Source organism: Oceanobacillus rekensis (assembly GCF_002153375.1).
Classification (GTDB): Bacteria; Bacillota; Bacilli; order Bacillales; family Amphibacillaceae; genus Oceanobacillus; species Oceanobacillus rekensis.
This window is the reverse complement of the sequence record NZ_MTBQ01000004.1, coordinates 412,478-431,945: the sequence shown is the minus strand read 5'-3', so window position 1 is coordinate 431,945 and position 19,468 is coordinate 412,478. Positions and strand designations below refer to the sequence as shown.

Annotated in this window: 21 protein-coding genes; 1 reads left to right on the top strand and 20 read right to left on the bottom strand. The window is 38.5% G+C overall.

Annotation, left to right across the window (positions count from 1 at the left end; genetic code table 11):
* Nucleotides 1–142: 142 nt before the first annotated feature.
* The 15 genes from pth to metG form a co-directional block, all read right to left on the bottom strand.
* Complete coding sequence (pth, locus tag BV906_RS12890) at nucleotides 143–706, bottom strand: aminoacyl-tRNA hydrolase (RefSeq protein ID WP_087974087.1); 564 nt, start codon at nucleotides 704–706, stop codon at nucleotides 143–145.
* Nucleotides 707–829: 123 nt separating this feature from the next.
* The gene (locus tag BV906_RS12885; protein ID WP_087974034.1) at nucleotides 830–1,462 is read right to left on the bottom strand and encodes a 50S ribosomal protein L25/general stress protein Ctc; all 633 of its coding nucleotides are present in this window, start codon (nucleotides 1,460–1,462) and stop codon (nucleotides 830–832) included.
* Between the two features lie 134 nt (nucleotides 1,463–1,596).
* Nucleotides 1,597–2,550 (bottom strand): ribose-phosphate diphosphokinase, encoded by a 954-nt coding sequence (locus BV906_RS12880; protein ID WP_087974033.1) that lies wholly within the window; start codon nucleotides 2,548–2,550, stop codon nucleotides 1,597–1,599.
* A gap of 14 nt (nucleotides 2,551–2,564) precedes the next feature.
* A complete protein-coding gene (gene glmU, locus BV906_RS12875) occupies nucleotides 2,565–3,944 on the bottom strand; it encodes a bifunctional UDP-N-acetylglucosamine diphosphorylase/glucosamine-1-phosphate N-acetyltransferase GlmU (RefSeq protein WP_087974032.1) in 1,380 nt (459 codons plus the stop codon).
* Nucleotides 3,945–4,403: 459 nt separating this feature from the next.
* Nucleotides 4,404–4,706: a septation regulator SpoVG gene (spoVG, locus tag BV906_RS12870; RefSeq protein WP_087974031.1), complete on the bottom strand. Its 303-nt coding sequence runs from the start codon at nucleotides 4,704–4,706 to the stop codon at nucleotides 4,404–4,406.
* Between the two features lie 155 nt (nucleotides 4,707–4,861).
* A complete protein-coding gene (purR, locus tag BV906_RS12865) occupies nucleotides 4,862–5,686 on the bottom strand; it encodes a pur operon repressor (RefSeq protein WP_087974030.1) in 825 nt (274 codons plus the stop codon).
* Between the two features lie 65 nt (nucleotides 5,687–5,751).
* Nucleotides 5,752–6,603, bottom strand: coding sequence for a 4-(cytidine 5'-diphospho)-2-C-methyl-D-erythritol kinase (gene ispE / locus BV906_RS12860; RefSeq protein WP_087974029.1), 852 nt, complete (start codon nucleotides 6,601–6,603; stop codon nucleotides 5,752–5,754).
* Nucleotides 6,604–6,937: 334 nt separating this feature from the next.
* On the bottom strand, nucleotides 6,938–7,117 hold the full coding sequence (locus BV906_RS12855; RefSeq protein WP_087974028.1) for a small, acid-soluble spore protein, alpha/beta type: 180 nt from the start codon (nucleotides 7,115–7,117) through the stop codon (nucleotides 6,938–6,940).
* 224 nt (nucleotides 7,118–7,341) lie between these two features.
* Nucleotides 7,342–7,605 carry a biofilm formation stimulator Veg gene (gene veg / locus BV906_RS12850; RefSeq protein ID WP_087974027.1) on the bottom strand — a complete coding sequence of 88 codons (264 nt, stop codon included), beginning with the start codon at nucleotides 7,603–7,605 and terminating at the stop codon, nucleotides 7,342–7,344.
* A 231-nt stretch (nucleotides 7,606–7,836) separates the two neighbouring features.
* Complete coding sequence (yabG, locus tag BV906_RS12845) at nucleotides 7,837–8,703, bottom strand: sporulation peptidase YabG (RefSeq protein WP_087974026.1); 867 nt, start codon at nucleotides 8,701–8,703, stop codon at nucleotides 7,837–7,839.
* Between the two features lie 127 nt (nucleotides 8,704–8,830).
* Nucleotides 8,831–9,709 (bottom strand): 16S rRNA (adenine(1518)-N(6)/adenine(1519)-N(6))-dimethyltransferase RsmA, encoded by an 879-nt coding sequence (gene rsmA, locus BV906_RS12840; RefSeq protein WP_087974025.1) that lies wholly within the window; start codon nucleotides 9,707–9,709, stop codon nucleotides 8,831–8,833.
* Nucleotides 9,702–10,268, bottom strand: a complete 567-nt coding sequence (gene rnmV / locus BV906_RS12835; RefSeq protein ID WP_087974024.1) for a ribonuclease M5 — start codon at nucleotides 10,266–10,268, stop codon at nucleotides 9,702–9,704. The genes rsmA and rnmV overlap by 8 nt, the downstream gene beginning before the upstream one ends.
* A gap of 128 nt (nucleotides 10,269–10,396) precedes the next feature.
* On the bottom strand, nucleotides 10,397–11,626 hold the full coding sequence (locus BV906_RS12830) for a resuscitation-promoting factor (RefSeq protein WP_087974023.1): 1,230 nt from the start codon (nucleotides 11,624–11,626) through the stop codon (nucleotides 10,397–10,399).
* Between the two features lie 710 nt (nucleotides 11,627–12,336).
* Nucleotides 12,337–13,104 carry a TatD family hydrolase gene (locus tag BV906_RS12820; protein ID WP_087974020.1) on the bottom strand — a complete coding sequence of 256 codons (768 nt, stop codon included), beginning with the start codon at nucleotides 13,102–13,104 and terminating at the stop codon, nucleotides 12,337–12,339.
* A 214-nt stretch (nucleotides 13,105–13,318) separates the two neighbouring features.
* Nucleotides 13,319–15,346, bottom strand: coding sequence for a methionine--tRNA ligase (metG, locus tag BV906_RS12815; protein WP_087974018.1), 2,028 nt, complete (start codon nucleotides 15,344–15,346; stop codon nucleotides 13,319–13,321).
* Between the two features lie 279 nt (nucleotides 15,347–15,625).
* On the opposite strand from metG, the gene BV906_RS12810 reads away from it, so the two are divergent.
* Nucleotides 15,626–15,901, top strand: a complete 276-nt coding sequence (locus tag BV906_RS12810; protein ID WP_087974016.1) for an AbrB/MazE/SpoVT family DNA-binding domain-containing protein — start codon at nucleotides 15,626–15,628, stop codon at nucleotides 15,899–15,901.
* Between the two features lie 377 nt (nucleotides 15,902–16,278).
* Here the strand turns inward: BV906_RS12810 and rsmI are convergent, their stop codons facing one another.
* The 5 genes from rsmI to BV906_RS12785 form a co-directional block, all read right to left on the bottom strand.
* Nucleotides 16,279–17,154 carry a 16S rRNA (cytidine(1402)-2'-O)-methyltransferase gene (rsmI, locus tag BV906_RS12805; protein ID WP_087974014.1) on the bottom strand — a complete coding sequence of 292 codons (876 nt, stop codon included), beginning with the start codon at nucleotides 17,152–17,154 and terminating at the stop codon, nucleotides 16,279–16,281.
* A complete protein-coding gene (locus BV906_RS12800; protein ID WP_087974012.1) occupies nucleotides 17,132–17,422 on the bottom strand; it encodes a GIY-YIG nuclease family protein in 291 nt (96 codons plus the stop codon). The genes rsmI and BV906_RS12800 overlap by 23 nt, the downstream gene beginning before the upstream one ends.
* Nucleotides 17,412–18,155, bottom strand: a complete 744-nt coding sequence (locus tag BV906_RS12795; RefSeq protein ID WP_087974010.1) for a tRNA1(Val) (adenine(37)-N6)-methyltransferase — start codon at nucleotides 18,153–18,155, stop codon at nucleotides 17,412–17,414. Before BV906_RS12795 ends, BV906_RS12800 begins: the two co-directional genes overlap by 11 nt.
* A 126-nt stretch (nucleotides 18,156–18,281) precedes the next feature.
* Nucleotides 18,282–18,629, bottom strand: coding sequence for a DNA replication initiation control protein YabA (gene yabA / locus BV906_RS12790; RefSeq protein WP_087974008.1), 348 nt, complete (start codon nucleotides 18,627–18,629; stop codon nucleotides 18,282–18,284).
* 14 nt (nucleotides 18,630–18,643) lie between these two features.
* Nucleotides 18,644–19,468, bottom strand: coding sequence for a PSP1 domain-containing protein (locus BV906_RS12785; protein ID WP_087974006.1), 825 nt, complete (start codon nucleotides 19,466–19,468; stop codon nucleotides 18,644–18,646).

The following is a 19,468-nucleotide window of genomic DNA, read 5'->3' as shown; positions in this document are numbered from 1 at the left end:
ACCACCTCGAATATCTTTCTACCAAAATAATGTTCAGGAAGGAAGATAAAAAAACTAAGAAGTTGTTTTTTACCGGACTTTTTGAACATCTTATTAAAAGTTTATCCGGTTGATGGCATATTATACATAATAAGCATATGTATCAATTATTATATTCATTCATCACTTCAATGAATGACTTTCCTTCAAGCCAGGATATACTTGCATCTGCAGCATTTTTAATACTGATGATTACATCCTCATGCTCTTCTTTCGGAAAAGACCCCAATACATAGTCAACTACTGGAATCGGTGATATTGGTCTACCGACACCCAATCGAATACGTTTAAATTCCTTGGTACCAAGTTGGTCAATTGTCGACCTCACTCCATTATGACCGCCATGGCCACCCTTTTGGCGAAGCCGTATTTTTCCTGTCGATAAATCGAGATCATCATAAATAACAAGGACATCTTCCAGATCTACATTATAATAATCCATTAACGGACGAATGGATTCACCAGAAAGGTTCATATAGGTTTGAGGTTTTAGCAGTATTACTTTCTCACCTTCAAACATTTCCATGGAGTAATCGCCCTTAAACTTTGATTTGTTTAAGCTCCAATGGTTGCGTTCCAAAAGTTCATCAATAACCATAAAACCAATATTATGCCGTGTCTGTTTATATTTATTTCCTGGATTGCCTAATCCTACAATACATTTCATTTGGCTCTTCCTTTTAATTTCGTAATATTTAAAAAACAACAACCCCTCCTACTAAGAAGCAATATTCTTAATGGAGGGTAATTCGTTGTTTATAATAAGTTACCAGAGTTTACGCTTTTAGTCTTATTTTTCTTCTTTATTATCTTTAGAGCCTACAAGTTCTGGCTCAGCATTCTCATCATTATCTGTTTCAAGATCTTCTTCTGTAGTTGATGGAACAACGGTAGCAATTGTTATGTCCTGCTCATCCAGAATTTCATATGATCTTTCTGTTGGTAGATCAGCAATAGTAAGCGTATCTCCAATATCTAACTTCGTAACATCTACTGTAATTACTTCTGGAATATTGCCAGGTTTTGCTCTTACTTGAATTTCGTATAATGGTTGCTGTAAAACACCACCAGCTTTTGAGCCTTGTGCCTCTCCTTCTAAATGAAGTGTGACAGCTACATCCATTTCTTCGGACATATTAACGACATAAAAGTCTGCATGGATTAATTGATCCTTAATTGGATCGATTTGATATTCATGAAGCATAACATCCACTGTACTATCGTTTTCGACATCCAATGTAATAATTGCGTTTCTTCCTTCATCCCGAACAGTTTTAAGTAATTCAACATTATCTACTGCAACACTCTTCGTTTCTTTATCTTTTCCATAGACAACTGCCGGAATCTTTCCGTCTAATCTAATTTCTTTCGTTGCTGACTTCTTAAGATTTTCCCTTTTCGTTGCTGTTAATTTCGTTGACATATTAATCACCCTCCAAATTTTTAAAAACATCTCTTCGAACAGTTAAGTATTTTATCTATTCATTACATATGTTTATCGTAGAGCATGTAATAGATCAATATAATTATTACCCGAAAATTGGTCTATCTAAACAATCAATCGAATAAGACACTAACGGATTTCATTTCATGCACGCGGATAATCGCTTCCCCGATTAAAGGTGCTACGGAGAGAGCCGTGATTTTATTGCTCTGTTTTTCTTCCGGAAGCGGTATGCTATTTGATATAACAAGCTCTTTAATTTGAGAATTATTAATACGCTCAATTGCCGGACCTGAAAGTACTGGATGTGTACAACAAGCATATACTTCTTTCGCTCCATTTTCAATTAAAGCATTCGCTGCAAGCGTAATTGTTCCTGCCGTGTCAATAATATCATCAATTAAAATAGCTGTTTTTCCTTCAATATTACCAATAATGTTCATGATTTCAGCTACATTCGGACGCGGTCTACGCTTATCGATGATTCCGATAGGTGCCTTCAAGCGATCGGCCATTTTACGTGCACGCGTCACACCACCATGATCAGGCGATACGACAATGACATCCTCCAAGTTTTTATCTTCAAAGTGACTAGATAAAATTGGAACACCTTGTAAGTGATCAATCGGAATATTAAAGAACCCTTGAATCTGTGGAGCATGTAAATCGAGTGTTATCATTCGGTCAGCTCCTGCAGTTTCAATTAAATCAGCTACCAATTTAGCTGCAATTGGTTCGCGTGACCTTGCCTTTCTATCCTGTCTAGCATAGCCATAATACGGCATAACAATGTTAATTGATTTTGCTGATGCGCGTTTTAGAGCATCAATCATAATAAGTAATTCCATCAGATGCTGGTTAACTGGAGCAGATGTGGATTGAACGACATATACTTCGCTACCGCGTATACTTTCTTCAATATTAATCTGTACTTCCCCATCACTAAAACTTGATACTGTACATTCCCCCAGTGTTGTCCCGATATGAGCTGCAATCTCCTCCGCTAACTTAGGATTAGAATTTAATGTGAAGACCTTTAACGATGGATCTTTGTATCTAGATGTCATGAAATATACCTCCGTTAATCTTTTTTTCGACTTTTTAAATTTGTAACATAGTCCTCTTTATTCGTTTGCCTAGCTCTAGCGACAGACAATGCATCTTCAGGAACATCATCCGTAATAGTGGAACCAGCCGCAACGTACGATCCCTTACCGATTTTCACTGGGGCAATCAGGTTTGAATTACAACCGATAAATGCGTTATCTTCAATGGTGGTCAAGAATTTATTCGCTCCATCATAATTAACAGTAATTGTACCACAACCAATGTTTACATTGGTTCCTACTTCTGCATCACCAATATAACTTAAGTGAGAAACTTTACTGTTATCGCCAAGTTCTGTTTTCTTTATTTCTACAAAGTTACCTAATTTAGCATCATTACCTATCACCGAATCAGGTCTAATATGTGCGAATGGACCAATATTTACACGGTCACCAATTTTACTGTCATTTGCCACACTTTGTTTAACAATGGTAGCTTCTCCAATCGAGCAATTTGTGATTTCACTGTTTGGCCCGATTTCAGCATTCGTTTTAATGATGGTTTTCCCTTTTAAAATAGTCCCCGGGTAAATAATAACATCCGACTCAATCACCACATCAGGTTCGATATACGTGTGATCAGGATCAATAATCGATACCCCATTACGCATATGCTTCTCGTTAATACGTTTTTTCATCGTTTTTTCAGCTTCAGCCAATGCAACACGATCATTAACTCCCAACGTCTCTTCAAAGTCGGATGTTAAGAAGGCACTAACCTTTTCACCTTGATTTCGCATAATTTCAATGACATCAGGCAAATAATATTCTCCCTGTACATTATCATTAGAAACTTCCTGTAATGCCGCAAAGAGAGCCTGGTTATTAAAGCAATACGTACCAGTATTAATTTCGCCTACAAGCAGTTCACTTTCACTCGCATCCTTATGTTCAACAATTCGTTCTACTTCATTCGTTTCATTTCGAATAACTCTGCCATATCCCGCAGGTTTATCCGTTTTCGCGGTCAAAATCGTTGTCCCTGCGCCCGATTCTTCGTGATGACGGAATAGTGCCTGATATGTTTCTCCTTTAATGAGCGGCGTATCTCCACAAGCAACAATGGTAGTACCCTTTTTATCTTTCAATAATTCCTCTGCCTGTAAAACAGCATGTCCTGTTCCCAATTGTTCTTGCTGGATTACAAATTCACTTTCCTGGCCAATTTGCTCCTTCACCTTCTCTGCACCAAATCCGACGATAGTTACCATTTTATCTAATTTCACTGTATTTAATTGATCTATTACATGTTGCACCATTGCACGTCCAGCAACAGGATGCAATACTTTATAAAGCTTAGACTTCATTCTAGTTCCTTGCCCTGCCGCTAGAATGACAGCATAACGATTCGTCATAAGGAAACCTCCATCAATTCTAATTATCCACTTTAAAATATATCGTAAAAACCATACTATTTCAACAAGGACAGCAATGGAGGACAAATAAATAAAGAATTTTTGGAACTTCTTGGAATATCAAAACTACGGTTACTCGTCCCACTGAAAAGAATAGTAGATCTTTTAATCTTCGCAGCATTTCTAAAACGTAAGATAAACTTCGGCAACCGCTCAGGGAAATACACTGCGCGCATCCGCCCAGAGCGATCCTGGACGGCAACAATAGCACACGTCTTTGTATATCAGCCAGCAGTTACGTCACTTTTTATGAGTTTATAGATAAGATTTAACAAGGATAGAAGTTACTTCGAAGTTTACCTCCACTACGGGGCAGATAAAAAAATCTATACGGAAATACAAAAAAGAAGGTCAACCTGTTACAGGTTCGACCCCCTTGATTAATCATGACTGTCCCTATTAAGAAGCACCGGCCTCTTCGTATTTAATTTCACCTTCACTATCACTTTCACCTACACGACGGTATTCTTCTAAAACGGCATCTTGGATCTTTGACCTTGTTCCTGAATTAATTGGATGTGCTATATCCCGAAATTCCCCGTCTGGAGTTCTTTTTGACGGCATCGCCACAAATAATCCATTATTACCGTCAATTACGCGTATATCATGGACAACAAACTCCTGATCCAACGTAATAGATGCAATAGCTCGCATTCTGCCCTCTGTATTAACGCGGCGTAATCTAACGTCAGTTACTTCCATGATGTCTCACCACCTTTTCCCATTTGAACTTACACTAAACTATTTCAACAAAACAACCTTAAATTCCTGCTTGAAATACGAAAAAAATTAAATATTTTAAATAACATGTAAGTTCAAAAAGAAAGGTTAACAATTAATCAATCAAAATTAAGAAATTAGTTGATGTGATTCTCCACATAATTACCTGCTTGTATTTCAATATTATGATGTCTAATATCTACGTTAGTTATTTTCACTAAGGAAGTATAGCTATTTACGACACGTTCTTCTTCTTCATCATCCGCTTCGACAAGTACCCCTATTGCTTGTACATGCGCATCAAATTCAGCAAGCAGATTGACCATACCTGTAATGGTGCCACCTGCTTTCATGAAATCATCAATAATACAGACATTGGCACCTTCTTCAAGGCTGCGCTTGGGCAATACCATCGTTTGTATTTTCCGTGACGAACCCGAGACATAGTTAATACTTACAGAGGATCCCTCCGTTACTTTCGGATCTCTTCTGGCAATGACAACAGGAACATTCAGGAAAGAGGCAACCGCATATGCCAATGGAATTCCTTTAGTTGCAACCGTGACAATAACATCGATATCCATCTTGGAAAAGGCAGATGCAAAAACACGGCCGATTTCTCTTACTATTGTCGGATCACCCAGTAAATCACTCATATAAAGATACCCACCAGGTAAAATCCGGGCGGGATCTTCGAGTTTATTTTTTAATTCATCAATGAATTGCATACTCTTTTTATGAGAGTACTCAGGTATATACTTAACTCCACCACTCGCACCTGTAGTACGTTGCAAGTAGCCCATACCCTGTTTTTGAAAAACATCATTTATAATATCCAAATCTTCACTAATAGAAGACTTCGTTGTCTCACAAAGTGATACAAAATATGGCAATTGTATATGTTTTCTTGGATATTCCAGGAAAAAATCAGTTAATATAACCAGTCGATTGCTTCTTTTCATTACTACACCCCAAAACCGTATATTTAATAAGTAATATACCATTATTATACGCGTTTTGGCAACGCTTATCCTAATAAACGAACAAGATATACTTCATCACAAAACCCACGCATGCCATTATAGATGCGGGTTGCTTTCCCCTGGTGTTCGACTAAACCATAAACAGTCGGTCCGCTACCACTCATAAGCACCCCAGCGGCACCAGCATGTATCATTGCCTCTTTAATCTGCATTACTTCTGGATGTAATGCAAACGTAATATCTTCAAGTGAATTTCCAATGTTTTTAGATAGTTTATTGAAATCCTTTTCCCTTAATGCCTCAAGAATCGTAGGTGTATCTGGATGTGCGATTGTTTCCACATTGATTTGCCCAAAAATAGTCCGTGTAGAAACACCAATGTCTGGTTTGGCTAAAATAATCCAGCAGGGAGGTGGGGATGGTAATTTTTCTATTTTTTCACCATAACCTCTTGCTATTGCTGTATTCCCATATACACAGAAAGCTACGTCTGCACCGATGGTAGAGCCTAGATCTGCTAATTCTTTAAGTGGGATATCCAATGACCATAGTCTGTTAAGCCCCCGCAACACCGCTGCTGCATCTGCGCTGCCGCCACCGAGACCAGCTGATACTGGTATCGATTTGTCAATCCTGATATGGACACCTTCCGAAATACAATAAGCAGCTTTAAAAACCTGTGCCGCTTTATAAGCTAAATTCCGTTCATCATTCGGTACATATCTGCTTTCTAAGGAAATCTCAATTTTATCTTCATCTATTCGTTCTAGTTCAATACGATCAGCCAAATCAACGGAAGTCATAATCATTTCCACATCATGATATCCATCATCTCTTTTTCTTAAAACATCAAGAGACAGATTAATCTTCGCTGGGGCTTTCTCTAATATAGTCATTGTTATCACCACCTTGTCACGTTCTAAGAAAATATAAGTAATTGTAACATAATAAAAAAACATAGGCGACCCGCGTGTTGTTAACGATGGGAAATAATTAAATACATGCATGTAATTATTCCAATTCCCCTAACCGTTATTATAAAACAAAGCTGTTTTTAGGAAGTTAGAACTACAGTTTATCCTTCCCAATTGCCACAAAGTCTATAAACTACGACATATCTTCGGCGAACGAATTGGGAATACACGAAGCTATTCACCGGGCTTGTGAGCCAAATTGTGCTATGGCAGAATATCAACTTCAGGGTAAAATGGATAAAAAAAGGCAAACCCGTTAGGATTTGCCTTTTTGCATACTTTCTTGGGCTATTTCAATTGCTCGTTTCACCATATTACCGGCATCCCTTGACTTGATGCCACCCCAGCCTTCTTGTTGTACCGTGTCGTAAAACCCTAACTCTTTGGCAATCTCTTCCTTCAAATGGTCTGACATGATCCCTCGGCGTCTACCCATGAAAGAACAACCCCTTTCTGTTTGAGCTTTCTTTACGACAATATTAGTTTATGCCGATTCCCTTTATAAACTCCAGTCAGATGTATGTAAAAAAGGAAATATTTATAACGTATGAGGGCAATAATCTTAGCTTTCTGTTTAAAAAGTCCAGTGAAAATGAATCCTTTGTTATTTTATCCTCTTTTTGAACACATACTAAAAGCAAAAAAACAGTAGACAAATGTCTACTGTTCCATTACCAATGCTTTATTTCCATCTAAAAAATTTAATTCAACCGTCTCTGTTAATATGTCTGCATAGCTGTACGAAACACGTTCGAATGCATTCTCGTCTTGGTCAAGCTCAACGATAAAAACGGAAGGATATGTTTCTGCCAGAATTCCTGACCGAATAATCGTCTTTCTTCTTCCGCCGTTAGCCTTTAATTTCAACCTTTTTCCAACATGACATTCAAGACCTTGCTTAATTTCGATTAATGTTTTAGCCACTACACTCCACCTCACTAATTATAGTTTATCACAAACCCGTCCAATAGTCAAATAAAACTTTATATTATATCAGTAAGTCTTTTTCCCTGTCAACAATTAAATTTGCCTATTTCCTATATTATTTGTAATTGTTAGCAATATATGTATTATTTCATCAAATTTTTTAAAAATAACTTGTCCACAGCAAAGATTGGGACCTTATCACTTCAGGATAAGGATAATTTCCCAAATTTACTCTTCATTTTCCTCGAGATATGGCATTCCAGTTCGAAGCAAACCTCTTGTTTCAATTCCACCCATTCCTTTTTCCCCTGTCAATGTGTTTCTTAAGGCATCCCAAATACTGACACTTTCCATAAATGGGGTATAAGCAATTTTAGCAGCGATATAGACAGGGTCTAGCGCATGAATATTAACTCGTAAAGGTGAACTGGCGTAGTTGGCCCCTGCACGGATAAGGGATTCAAAATGGGACTGGCAAGCTCCAGCAAAGATGACGAGTTGATCAAGATTTGGATTGATTCGCCTTGCCTCTCTCACCGTTTCTGCAAAATATTTGGAATGTCTATATGCATGGAGATTGTTTTTCATACCTTTACTTTTAGAATAGGAGTCATGGCCGGTTATCACAATAATATCTGGTTGTATTCGCTCCACAAGGCTTCCGATTTCATTCGGCATTTCTTTCTCATTGATATGAACACCATGAACCTGTAGACCAACACGCTGGTATAAAGAAATGCATTTTCTTAAATAGGTTTGATCCCCATCCATATGAAGTACCTTTGCCGGCAGTTGAAAAAACTTACCTTCGTGAAGATAGCCATCTGTTGTTTGATAGGTTCTTTTTTCTTTCATAAGCTGATAATCCTGTCTAAAAAGCCGATAGGAAAACTCTTCCTTCTGTTTTTCCCTTTCCTGTCGTTTCACAACTTCTCTGCTGTCTGCTATAACAAGGTCATCCATCGGAGCATCTGCTTCCAGCCTTATGTCAGCTCCATGTAAAATTACTGTGTCTTTTTTAATTGCTGCTACACGAAACAGTAAGTCATGTTTGTATGATTTTCGTGTAACGAGTTCACCAATAGTAATATCCATATATCCACCTCTTAGACTTCGTTCTCCTATAGACTATGAGGATATCAGGGCACCTGTTCCTCACTGGATTTATTAGGATATGAAAAAGAATGCAACTATTACCCAGTCATGAGCAATAGCTGCATTCTTAATGTTCTTCCTTATAGAACGTATTGGCAATTAGCGCAAACTCCTTCATATCAAGGGACTCGCCACGTCTTGTACCATCAATATTACTTTGTTCAAGAAGGTCGTTAATTTTTTCCTTTGTGTATCGTTCTTTAAAATAACTCGTTAAGTTATTACGCAATGTCTTCCTTCGCTGAGCAAAACTTGCCTGAACCAAGTTAAAGAAAAACTCCTCATTCTCAACATATACGGGTGCCTCTTCACGCATAACCAGTTGCAAAATACTTGAATCAACATTTGGCTGGGGCATAAATACACTTTTAGGCACCGTCATAACAATTTTTGCTTCTGTGTAAAATTGCACAGCAATGGTGAGTGAACCATAGCTTTTGGTGTTCGGTTTAGCAGCCATACGTTCTGCAACTTCCTTTTGAATCATAACAGTAAAGCTTGATACCGGTAATTTATCCCTTACAAGCTTCATTAGGATTGGGGTTGTAATATAGTACGGTAAATTTGCTACAACATGTATGTCCTGCCCACGCTCAAACTGGGATTGGATCACTTCATTTACATTTGCCTCCAAGATGTCCTGGTGGATAATTTCAACATTCGAATAATCCCCAAGCGTGTCCCTAAGAATTGGCAAGAGCCGCTGATCGATTTCAAATGCGACAACCTTATCAGCATGAATCGCCAGTTGCTCCGTCAATGCTCCCATTCCAGGACCAATTTCAATGGCACCGGAAGACTTATTAATCCCTGTGCTCTTAATAATATTTTCCAATACATTTACATCAATTAAAAAGTTCTGGCCTAGACTCTTTTTAAAAGAAAATTTGTATTTATTAAGTATTTCTTTCGTCTTTGAAGGAGTTGCTATATATTTTTTAGACATTCTTTTCCTCCTGTTGCAATACGTTTATTGCTTGCTCAAATTGCTGTTTTGTAACTTGAAATTGGGTTAGCCGCTTCAAGAGTTGCTTTCCATTAGTATGCCCGATTTGCAATAACTCACCAAGCTTTGCGCGTCGCATACTTGATTGCGGACCACCAATAAGTCCATATCTTACCAGATCTGCTCTGGTTATCCCACTATCCCTTATATCGGCTAATTCATAAACATCTTCCAACGCATGACGAATTGACTCAATTGTTGCATGTTCAATTCCTAGACTTTTATTTGCTGAGTTTTTAGCTCTGGCCTGGTCCCTAGTCAAAAAAGCATGTTTACAACCAGGTACAGCCTGATCTACAATATGTCGTATACGTTCTCCTGGATAATCGGGATCGGTAAAGATAATGACACCACGTTTATCTTTTGCATGCTTAATACGGATCAAAATATCCTTATTAACAGCAGACCCATTGGTTTCAATTGTATCCGCATCTACCGCCAAGCGGATTTTCGCTGTATCATCTCTGCCTTCCACAACTATTATTTCCTTGATCTTCAAAAGATTTCCTCCAATAAATGCGGTCATACGAGTTATAACCTGTTTGTGAAATAGAATGTAAAAGCTCTTATCATCATAGCATGATAAGAGCATCTTTTCCCATTTTATAAAAATATATAATTACATCATTAATCCAGAACTTTTACCTGGACCGTTTTAATCCCCCATGAAAAAGCTTCTGATTTATTTGGAACATGAATATCAATACGATTCCCTTTAATATTTCCACCAGTATCACCAGCAACCGCTTCTCCATAGCCTTCCACCCATACTCGTGTTCCTAAAGGAATAACGTTTGGGTCAACGGCAATAACTTTTTTATTTGGGTTTGCTTTCAAGTTAATTCCTGTAGCAGTCATCCCAGAACACCCACTACATCCTGCAGTAAATGCACTAGCGGTCATGGTTAACGTTTTACCACCTGAATTACTCGCCGATGTGGCTTGTGCATTTGATTGATTACTTGCAGCTGTAACAAGATTTGATTCCTGTTTTTTTTCTTTCGTACCAATAGCAACAATTTGGGCAACACTTTCGGTAACCTCTTCATTAACAAGCTCACGTTCCGCTTCTTTACCATTTTCTTTTATAACTTTATATACTTTCTTAACGGTCCCTTCTTTACCTTCTGAAATAACCTTTTCATTCCCTTTTAGGAGGGATCCATCCTCACGTTTTTCAGTTTTATAAGCCAATGGTTCAATCAAGACCTCTTCTTCCTCACTAACACGAACTATCGAAACTTTGTCACCCTTTGTTATTACTTCATCAAGCGCAGGTTCGACTTTGTCTTCACTATTTTGGTCGTATTTTACTTCGGCTTTATTCAATAAGTCTTCTACAGTGCCATCGGTTGTCCAAATCTTCTTTACTTTACCACCATCATTGATGGCAACCTCGTATGCAGTTAACACTTCAATATGTAATCCATCTTTGGTTGAGTCTTTCGCATTATGTGATATGATATCTTGTTCTTTAAACGAAAGATTTTCATCTGCCAAAAAGGCTCCCACTGTCTCAGTGGTTGTATAGTAGGTCTCTTCTACTCCATCAATACTAACGTTTATTTCCTTAGCAGCCTCGAATTCAACAGACATTCCATGTTCAATGGGTGTGTCCATTTCATGGGATAATTCATCATGCTGTCCAATGGTAATTCCTAATTCATCAAGCAAGTCTTCAACTGTATTTGTGTGCGTGCTTACTGTTTGTTCTTTTCCGTTCTCTGCAAAAACTACTTCCGCTTTCGTTGCTTCAAATAGTACAAATCCAGAAAATACAAGTAGTGCTAAAACACCAATACTTGAAATAACCAGCTTCATTTTCGATGCCGGCAATAGCTTTGAATAATTTCGCATGCTCCTGCCCCCTTATTACCAATTGATTATATAAACTGGTGTATGCAAAGTCAAAGCCATTCATTTTACGGTTTGTTTACAATTAGGTTACAACGGACAAATGCGGAGGCAACGGAACATAAAAAGCCGCTGAACGATCCACTGTTTCTGAGCTTGAATGAATTGATTTATCTGGTACGTAATCGAGGTAAACTACTAACCAAATAAGAAGCTTCGGCGACGCTCTGGGAAATATACTTCGCGCACTTAGGGCGGCTGGTGAGCCTCTTCACGCTAACGCATTTCAGAGTCTCACCGATGCCTTTCCTCCCACTGGAGTCTTCGTATATTTCCCAGAGATGGTTAGAAGTTTACAAATTAGTAACTGCATTAGTGATTGTTAAAAAATGTATCATACAACTTCACCAGTCCGGCATCGCTGTGGGCGGTGACTCCTTGAAAATACAAACCAATTTTCTTACGAAGATGCAAAAGCTGCCGAAGCCTTCCTTGTCCTGCTTAGAACAGCACGTGTCCGAAGACCAGAAGAGTGGTTTTCTCTTCGGGGCTGAGGCCGTGCCCTAAGGTGCGCATCCACCCGTAGCGATCCCGGACGGCGGTAAAAGCACATACTAGCAGTTAGTTCGCACTTTATATAAACTATGAAAGGAGACTGACTTGGTATCAATCTCCTTTCATAGTTTATATAAATATTAAAAACATTTTAACAGTTATTTAATTCCAAATAATGATAGTCCGTTCTTAGTTGTACGTTCACTAAGTTCTTCAACATCCATCTCTCTTAATTCTGCGATTTTTTCTGCAACCAATTTAACGTATGCAGGTTCATTTCGCTTACCGCGGTTTGGGTGGGGTGCTAAATATGGTGCGTCTGTTTCAATCAGTAATCGACCCAATGGTACCTGTTTAGCTACCTCTTTCGGTAATGGCGCATTTTTAAAGGTTACAGGACCACCGAGGGATATATAAAAGTTCATATCCAAACATGCTTGTACATAGTCTACAGAGTCATTGTAGCAGTGCATAATTCCACCGACCTCTCGAGCCTCTTCTTCTTTAAGTATTTCAATGATATCCCCTGTAGCTTCCCGATTATGAATGATAATCGGCATATTCACTTCTTTTGCGAGACGGATTTGTTTACGAAAGACTTCCTTTTGAACTTCCTTCGGTGACTTATCCCAATGATAATCAAGGCCCATTTCCCCAATCGCAACAACTTTTGGATGTGCTGACAAATCTTTGATCCATTGCAGATCCTCATCGGTCATATCTATGGCATCGACGGGATGCCAGCCGACCGCAGCATAGATTGTTTCATTCTGTTCAGCGATCTCAATGGCGAGTGGAATGGTTTCCCTATCAAATCCTACGACAACCATATAGCGAACCCCTGCATCAAGAGCCCGCTGTATCGTTTCTTCCCTATCTTCTTCAAATTGCCTTGCATTTAAATGCACATGTGTATCAAATAACATATTGCTCATCCTTTTTAATATATTTAGGCTCTGTCGCGCATCGCTCACTATTAACTATGCGAAATAACTTTATGCATATTCCTAAAGGTATTACGCTAGTGCTGCCGTCCGGTATCGTTCTTGGTAGAGGTGCGTCTTAGGGTACAGCCTCGAGCATTTACGCCGAATTCAAAAACAAACACCCTGCTAAGTTTTCCAGCAGGGTATTTATTATTTATGAAATTTCAGATCCGTTTGGCGCATTGATTGGTGCTTCAATAACTTGTAATTTACCATCTTTTTCGGAAGAAAGTATCATACCTTGACTAATTTCACCGCGCATTTTCCTCGGTTTCAGATTTGCTACGATTACCACTTTTTTACCGATTAACTCTTCCGGATTTAGATACCACTCCGCAATTCCCGACAAAATTTGACGGTGATCTTTATCTCCAGCATCGAGGCGGAATTTGAGTAATTTATCGGCACCTTCCACTTTGCTGCAATTAATGACCTCAGCAACTTTTAATTCAACTTTATCAAAGTCATCATATTTTATTTGTTTATCTTTTGTTGAAATCAATTCTGTTTCAGTCGGATCCCAATCTGATGCGTCTTCCTGTTCCTCATCAGAAGTAGGAGTACCACCAGACATTTGTTCACGGATATATGCTACTTCTTCCTCCACATCTAGACGTGGGAAGATTGGAGTTCCCTTTTTAACTACCTTCGCATTTTCTGGGAATCCACCAAAGCTAACAGTATCCCAATCCCCTGCCGCTTCTCCATTAACACCAAGTTGATTAAAGATTTCTTTTGGTGCATGCGTTAAGAATGGCTGGAGCATGATAGCAGATACGCGTAAACTTTCAGCAAGGTGGGCCATGGTACTTGCTAATTCAGCTTTTTTCCCTTCATCTTTAGCAAGTTTCCATGGTTCTGTTTCATCTATATATTTGTTTGCACGTGCAATTAACGTCCATACATGGCTAAGTGCATTACTAAACTGCATGTTTTCCATTTCTGCTTGATATCCTGTAATTACTTTTTCAACAGTCGTTTTCAGTGCTTCATCGAAATCTGTCACATTTCCCTCGTAAGCTGGAACGTCTCCAGCGAAGTATTTGTTAATCATCGCAATGGTGCGATTTAATAGGTTTCCTAAATCATTCGCCAAATCATAGTTCACGCGGGAAACGAAATCCTCAGGTGTAAACACGCCATCACTACCAAAGGCAACCTCACGCATTAGGTAATAACGTAATGCATCTAAACCATAGCGTTCCACTAACATTTCCGGATAGACGACATTTCCTTTTGATTTCGACATTTTACCGTCTTTCATCAACAACCAACCATGTCCAAAGACTTTCTTCGGTAATGGGAGATCCAAAGCCATTAACATGATTGGCCAATAAATCGTATGGAAACGAACGATTTCCTTTCCAACCATATGCACATCTGCAGGCCAGTATTTATCGTATAACGTTGCATCATCTGTACCATAGCCAAGTGCGGTAATATAGTTTGCTAATGCATCAATCCATACATAAACAACATGCTTGGGATTACTCGGCACTTGAATTCCCCATGAAAACACAGTACGAGATACAGCCAAATCTTCTAAACCTGGTTTAATGAAATTATTGATCATTTCATTTTTACGTGATTCAGGCTGAATGAAACCTGGATGAGTATTGTAATAATCCAACAAACGATCTGCATACTTACTCATTTTAAAGAAATAAGATTCCTCTTTAATCAATTCAACCGGATGTCCACTATCAGGTGATTTCCCACCAATTATATTACCTTCTGCATCATGTTCAACTTCAACCAATTGCGTCTCTGTATAGAATGTTTCATCTGGAATGGAGTACCAGCCCTCATATTCATCAAGGTAGATATCTCCTTGCGCTAAAAATTGTTCAAAGATATTTGCAACCACTTCTTTATGAGCTGGGTCTGTTGTTCGAATGAACTTATCATTACTGATTTCAAGCAATTCCCATAATTTCTGCATACCACTAGCCATATCATCTACGTATTCCTGTGGCGAGATATTCAATTCATTAGCTTTGTTTTCAATTTTTTGCCCGTGCTCATCACTGCCTGTTAAATAGAATACATCAAACCCCTTCATTCGCTTATAACGGGCCATGACATCACAGGCGATTGTAGAATAAGCATTACCAATATGTAACTTACCGCTTGGATAATAAATCGGTGTCGTTATATAAAACGTTTTATCATTTTTTGACATATACTTGCCTCCTTAACCATCGATCAAAATCTTATAAAATCTATTGTAGCCATTATAACGTAATTTGCCAAATACTGCGCAAATCCTATCTATTCTTGAAAAATTAATTAACTAAATAAAATTTTCTTATTATATAGCAAAACTCTATTGACACCCTTGGCTAAACTTGGTAATCTATTTTTAAATAATGTCGAATAATTGCGGTTTTTTGTGTTGAAAAATTATAGATAAGTAGGAGAATCGCTTTTATTCCTATTTACCAACATTGGGGTGGAAACAATGAAGTCTACTGGAATTGTGCGTAAGGTCGATGAACTGGGTCGTGTAGTCATACCTATCGAAATTCGCCGCACACTGGATATCCAGGAAAGAGATACAATAGAAATCCATGTGCAAAACGATAATATTATCTTAAAGAAATATAGACCTAATATGACTTGCCATATTACTGGTGACGTTTCAGATGACAACCTGTCATTTGCAGATGGTAAGCTGGTGCTCAGTCCCGTGGGTGCAAACGCATTGATGGACGAAATTCAAACACGTTTAAAATAACCAACTGCATACGTTGGTTACTTAATAAATCAATACCTAAGTCTTACTGAGAGTTGACGCCTGCAACTAGCACGTCAACTCTTTTTATTCTGACCTTCTGCTAATAGGTTTAAACCGCAGTTACTCGTCCTACCAAAAAGAATGGTTGCTTTTAACAGAATAGAGTTAAACTACGAACTAAGATATGTTTCTTCGACGACCGCTCTGGGAAATATACTTCGCTTCCCGCGGGAGGCTGAGGCCGTGCCCTAAGGTGCGCATCCGCCCGCAGCGACCCCAGATGCGGGAAAAGCACGTACTTAAAGAACCTAGCATTTACTTCGCACTTTATAGAAAGTATGAAGAAAGAAAAGTAAAATATTTTATAAAAAGCCGATTTATTTAATGTGATAGGCTTGATATACATCTCGTTTAGGAATCTTTCTATCAACAGCCGTCTGCTTGATCGCATCTTTACTCGAATAACTTTTCTCTCTAATATAGTAGTCCACATGATCCACAACGCTAAGTTCCTCCCACCAATCAGGATCAGCTTGGTCTTCTGTAGATTCATTGCCGCCTTCTACTATAATAACAAATTCGCCCCTCATTTCATTCTCTTCTGCCCAAGTAATCAGCTCTTCAGTAGTGCCGCGTACAAACTCTTCAAATCGTTTCGTCAATTCACGGGCGATTGCAATGCGCCGTGTTCCAAGCTGTTCTTGGATAGCTTTTAAAGTATCTTTTATCCGATATGGGGATTCATAAAATAAGAGGCTTGCTTTTAGCCGTTTCAAGCGTTCTAACTCTTCCATCTTATCTTTTTTCTTTCGTGGCAAGAAACCATAGAAATAAAACTCGCTTGAAGGAAGACCAGATCCTACGAGTCCACATAATGCTGCATTTGCTCCGGGCAAGACAACCACCTTTAGATCTCTTTCAATCACCGCCTGAACGATTTCAAATCCAGGATCAGATATTGCCGGCATTCCTGCATCACTGACGACAGCAATTAATTCACCTCGTTCAATCCGCTCTAGTAATTGTTCCTCGCGAGCTAATTTATTATGTTCATGGTAACTGATTAAATGAGTAGGAATATCAAAGTGATTAAGTAACTTTTTCGTATTTCTCGTATCCTCTGCAGCGATTAAGTCAGCAGAACGGAGAACCTTCAATGCTCGGTATGTAATATCTTCCAGATTCCCAATTGGGGTTGGGACAACGTAAAGTGCCCCTTTTGTTTCATCATCAAAGCTTTTTTGTGTTTTCATGCGGTAAACCTTCCTTCGACAATTCCCCTATGAGCAGTTGTTTATCTTTTCGGGAAAGTTTTTTAATCTGGTATTCCATCTTCATGGCTTCTTCTTTTGTACTAAATGTTTCGACATACACTACTTTAAATGGTCCTCTGCCTCTTGTATATTTTGCACCTTTGCCACTTTCATGCATGTTCAGCCGGTTTTCTAAATTATTTGTATATCCAGTATAAAGACTATCATCCTTACAGCGTAAAATGTAAACGATATGTTCACTTGCCATAAATAATTTCTCCTGCTTCTTTCGTATAGGATCCGTCTCCCTCATATATATATAAAGGTGGCAAGATTTTCAAATCTGACTTTCCATCCCGAATGCCTTCAACCAATAGCATATTCGCATTCTTTCCCTTTTTAGGGTAGACAAGTTGCATTCGTTTCGGTTCAAGCTTATATTTTCTAAATTGCTCGATGATATCAACCAGTCTTCCAGGTCTGTGTACCATCGCGACCTTTCCCCCTGGTCTAACATGCAATTTACATGCCTTTATAACATCTTCCAATGTACAACATACTTCATGTCTGGCAATCGTCAAAAATTCATTATGATTATGTTCTGTGTCTGACGGTGTTTTAAAATACGGTGGATTACAAGTCACTACATCAAAACTGCTCTGGCCCAACACTGGTTGCATTTCTTTTAAATCTCCATGGATTATTTGGAGTTGATCGAACATATCATTCAATTCTACATTTCTTTCTGCCATTTGAAAGATTCTTTCCTGGATTTCTACACCGATAATCCTTGCATTCGTCCTTTTTGTGAGGAGAAGTGGAATAACTCCATTTCCCGTACATAAATCTAATATTCTTCCCTTTTTTACTGGTACATAAGCAAAATGGGCAAGCAAGACAGCATCGAGTGAAAAAGCAAAAGCAGTGGGACTTTGAATAATCCGCATGCACGCGTCGTTCAGTAAATAATCAATCCGTTCATCGTCAAATAACTGTACCATCATTAACTCCTTACATCATTTACATTATTAATAAGCGTTTACGAATTTCCGCTTAATTGAAAAGAAAGCTGCCTCGGGTTATGAGACAGCAATTGTTACTCCCTATAAAGAATACAGAAAGTAAATTTATTTTGTTTTGTCGAAGAAATCAAGACAGAAAATACAATCTTCATTTCTTCTTGGACTCCCAAATTCAAGATTACAAATGTGGAACCCTTCTTCATATAGCCTAGCGAGATTGTCGTATCCTTCACCAGGAAGATTCCCTTTTGTAGATCCTTTTTTGACAGTCTTATCTTTAACTGCTTCCGTATGATCCAGGTGATGACGCAAATTGTGGTTTTCAACAGCAAGACGGTGATTCTCCTCAAGCAGATCACTTAATCTTTTCTTTAGATCACCAAGTTGCTCATACAACTCGCCAATTTGCTTCTCCATATCAGAAACCTGGTCAAAAATTTCTCTGTTCCCCACGCCCACTCACCTCATCATTCTGTGGCTTGCGCTAAAATTCCCTCTTCTATCAATTCATCTAATGTATATTCAACAACGCGTTCCTTTTCCGGGATTTCGATTTGGACAAGTCGTTCGAGTATATTCAATCCAACGACTTTTCCTTTTCCAAATGGGGTTTTAATAGCTTCCCCAATATCCGGTAAATCACGCTTTGCTGTTTCATAATCATCGTTTTCATACTTCAGGCAACACATCAATCTGCCACATAATCCTGATATTTTTGCTGGATTTAGTGAAAGGTTTTGATCCTTTGCCATTTTGATGGAAACTGGCTCAAAATCACCTAAAAAAGTGGAGCAACAGAGCATTCTGCCACACGGACCAATACCACCAAGCATTTTTGCCTCATCGCGAACTCCAATTTGGCGCAGTTCAATTCTTGTTTTAAACATGGAAGCCAGATCTTTTACCAGGTTGCGGAAATCGACCCTGCCATCTGCCGTAAAATAGAAAATAATTTTATTACGGTCAAATGTATATTCAACTTCTACCAGGTTCATATCCAACCTATGTTGCAATATTTTATCTGAACATATATGAAAAGCCTTTTCAGCTTGTTCTTGATTCTCGACAACTGACAATTTATCTTTCTCATCAGCTACGCGAATAACCTTTTTCAAGGGAAGGACAACATCTTCTTCATCCACTTGTTTATTCGTAATGACAACTTTTCCGAATTCAATTCCGCGAACTGTCTCCACAATAACATAACTATCGCTGGAGATATTTCCTTTGCCTGGATCAAAATAATATATTTTACCCGCTTTTTTAAAGCGAACACCGATAACCTCTATCAT

Excerpts from the sequence above, each read along its gene's own strand:
- pth (WP_087974087.1), bottom strand. The coding sequence starts at position 706 with ATGAAATGTATTGTAGGATTAGGCAATCCAGGAAATAAATATAAACAG.
- rsmI (WP_087974014.1), bottom strand. The coding sequence starts at position 17,154 with ATGAAAACACAAAAAAGCTTTGATGATGAAACAAAAGGGGCACTTTAC.
- BV906_RS12885 (WP_087974034.1), bottom strand. The coding sequence starts at position 1,462 with ATGTCAACGAAATTAACAGCAACGAAAAGGGAAAATCTTAAGAAGTCA.
- BV906_RS12855 (WP_087974028.1), bottom strand. The coding sequence starts at position 7,117 with ATGGGTAGACGCCGAGGGATCATGTCAGACCATTTGAAGGAAGAGATT.
- BV906_RS12785 (WP_087974006.1), bottom strand. The coding sequence starts at position 19,468 with ATGATAGAGGTTATCGGTGTTCGCTTTAAAAAAGCGGGTAAAATATAT.
- BV906_RS12795 (WP_087974010.1), bottom strand. The coding sequence starts at position 18,155 with ATGGTACAGTTATTTGACGATGAACGGATTGATTATTTACTGAACGAC.
- BV906_RS12810 (WP_087974016.1), top strand. The coding sequence starts at position 15,626 with ATGAAGTCTACTGGAATTGTGCGTAAGGTCGATGAACTGGGTCGTGTA.
- purR (WP_087974030.1), bottom strand. The coding sequence starts at position 5,686 with ATGAAAAGAAGCAATCGACTGGTTATATTAACTGATTTTTTCCTGGAA.
- metG (WP_087974018.1), bottom strand. The coding sequence starts at position 15,346 with ATGTCAAAAAATGATAAAACGTTTTATATAACGACACCGATTTATTAT.
- glmU (WP_087974032.1), bottom strand. The coding sequence starts at position 3,944 with ATGACGAATCGTTATGCTGTCATTCTAGCGGCAGGGCAAGGAACTAGA.
- BV906_RS12830 (WP_087974023.1), bottom strand. The coding sequence starts at position 11,626 with ATGCGAAATTATTCAAAGCTATTGCCGGCATCGAAAATGAAGCTGGTT.
- ispE (WP_087974029.1), bottom strand. The coding sequence starts at position 6,603 with ATGACTATATTAGAGAAAGCCCCAGCGAAGATTAATCTGTCTCTTGAT.
- rsmA (WP_087974025.1), bottom strand. The coding sequence starts at position 9,709 with ATGTCTAAAAAATATATAGCAACTCCTTCAAAGACGAAAGAAATACTT.
- BV906_RS12820 (WP_087974020.1), bottom strand. The coding sequence starts at position 13,104 with ATGTTATTTGATACACATGTGCATTTAAATGCAAGGCAATTTGAAGAA.
- BV906_RS12880 (WP_087974033.1), bottom strand. The coding sequence starts at position 2,550 with ATGACATCTAGATACAAAGATCCATCGTTAAAGGTCTTCACATTAAAT.
- BV906_RS12800 (WP_087974012.1), bottom strand. The coding sequence starts at position 17,422 with ATGGCAAGTGAACATATCGTTTACATTTTACGCTGTAAGGATGATAGT.
- spoVG (WP_087974031.1), bottom strand. The coding sequence starts at position 4,706 with ATGGAAGTAACTGACGTTAGATTACGCCGCGTTAATACAGAGGGCAGA.
- yabG (WP_087974026.1), bottom strand. The coding sequence starts at position 8,703 with ATGGATATTACTATTGGTGAACTCGTTACACGAAAATCATACAAACAT.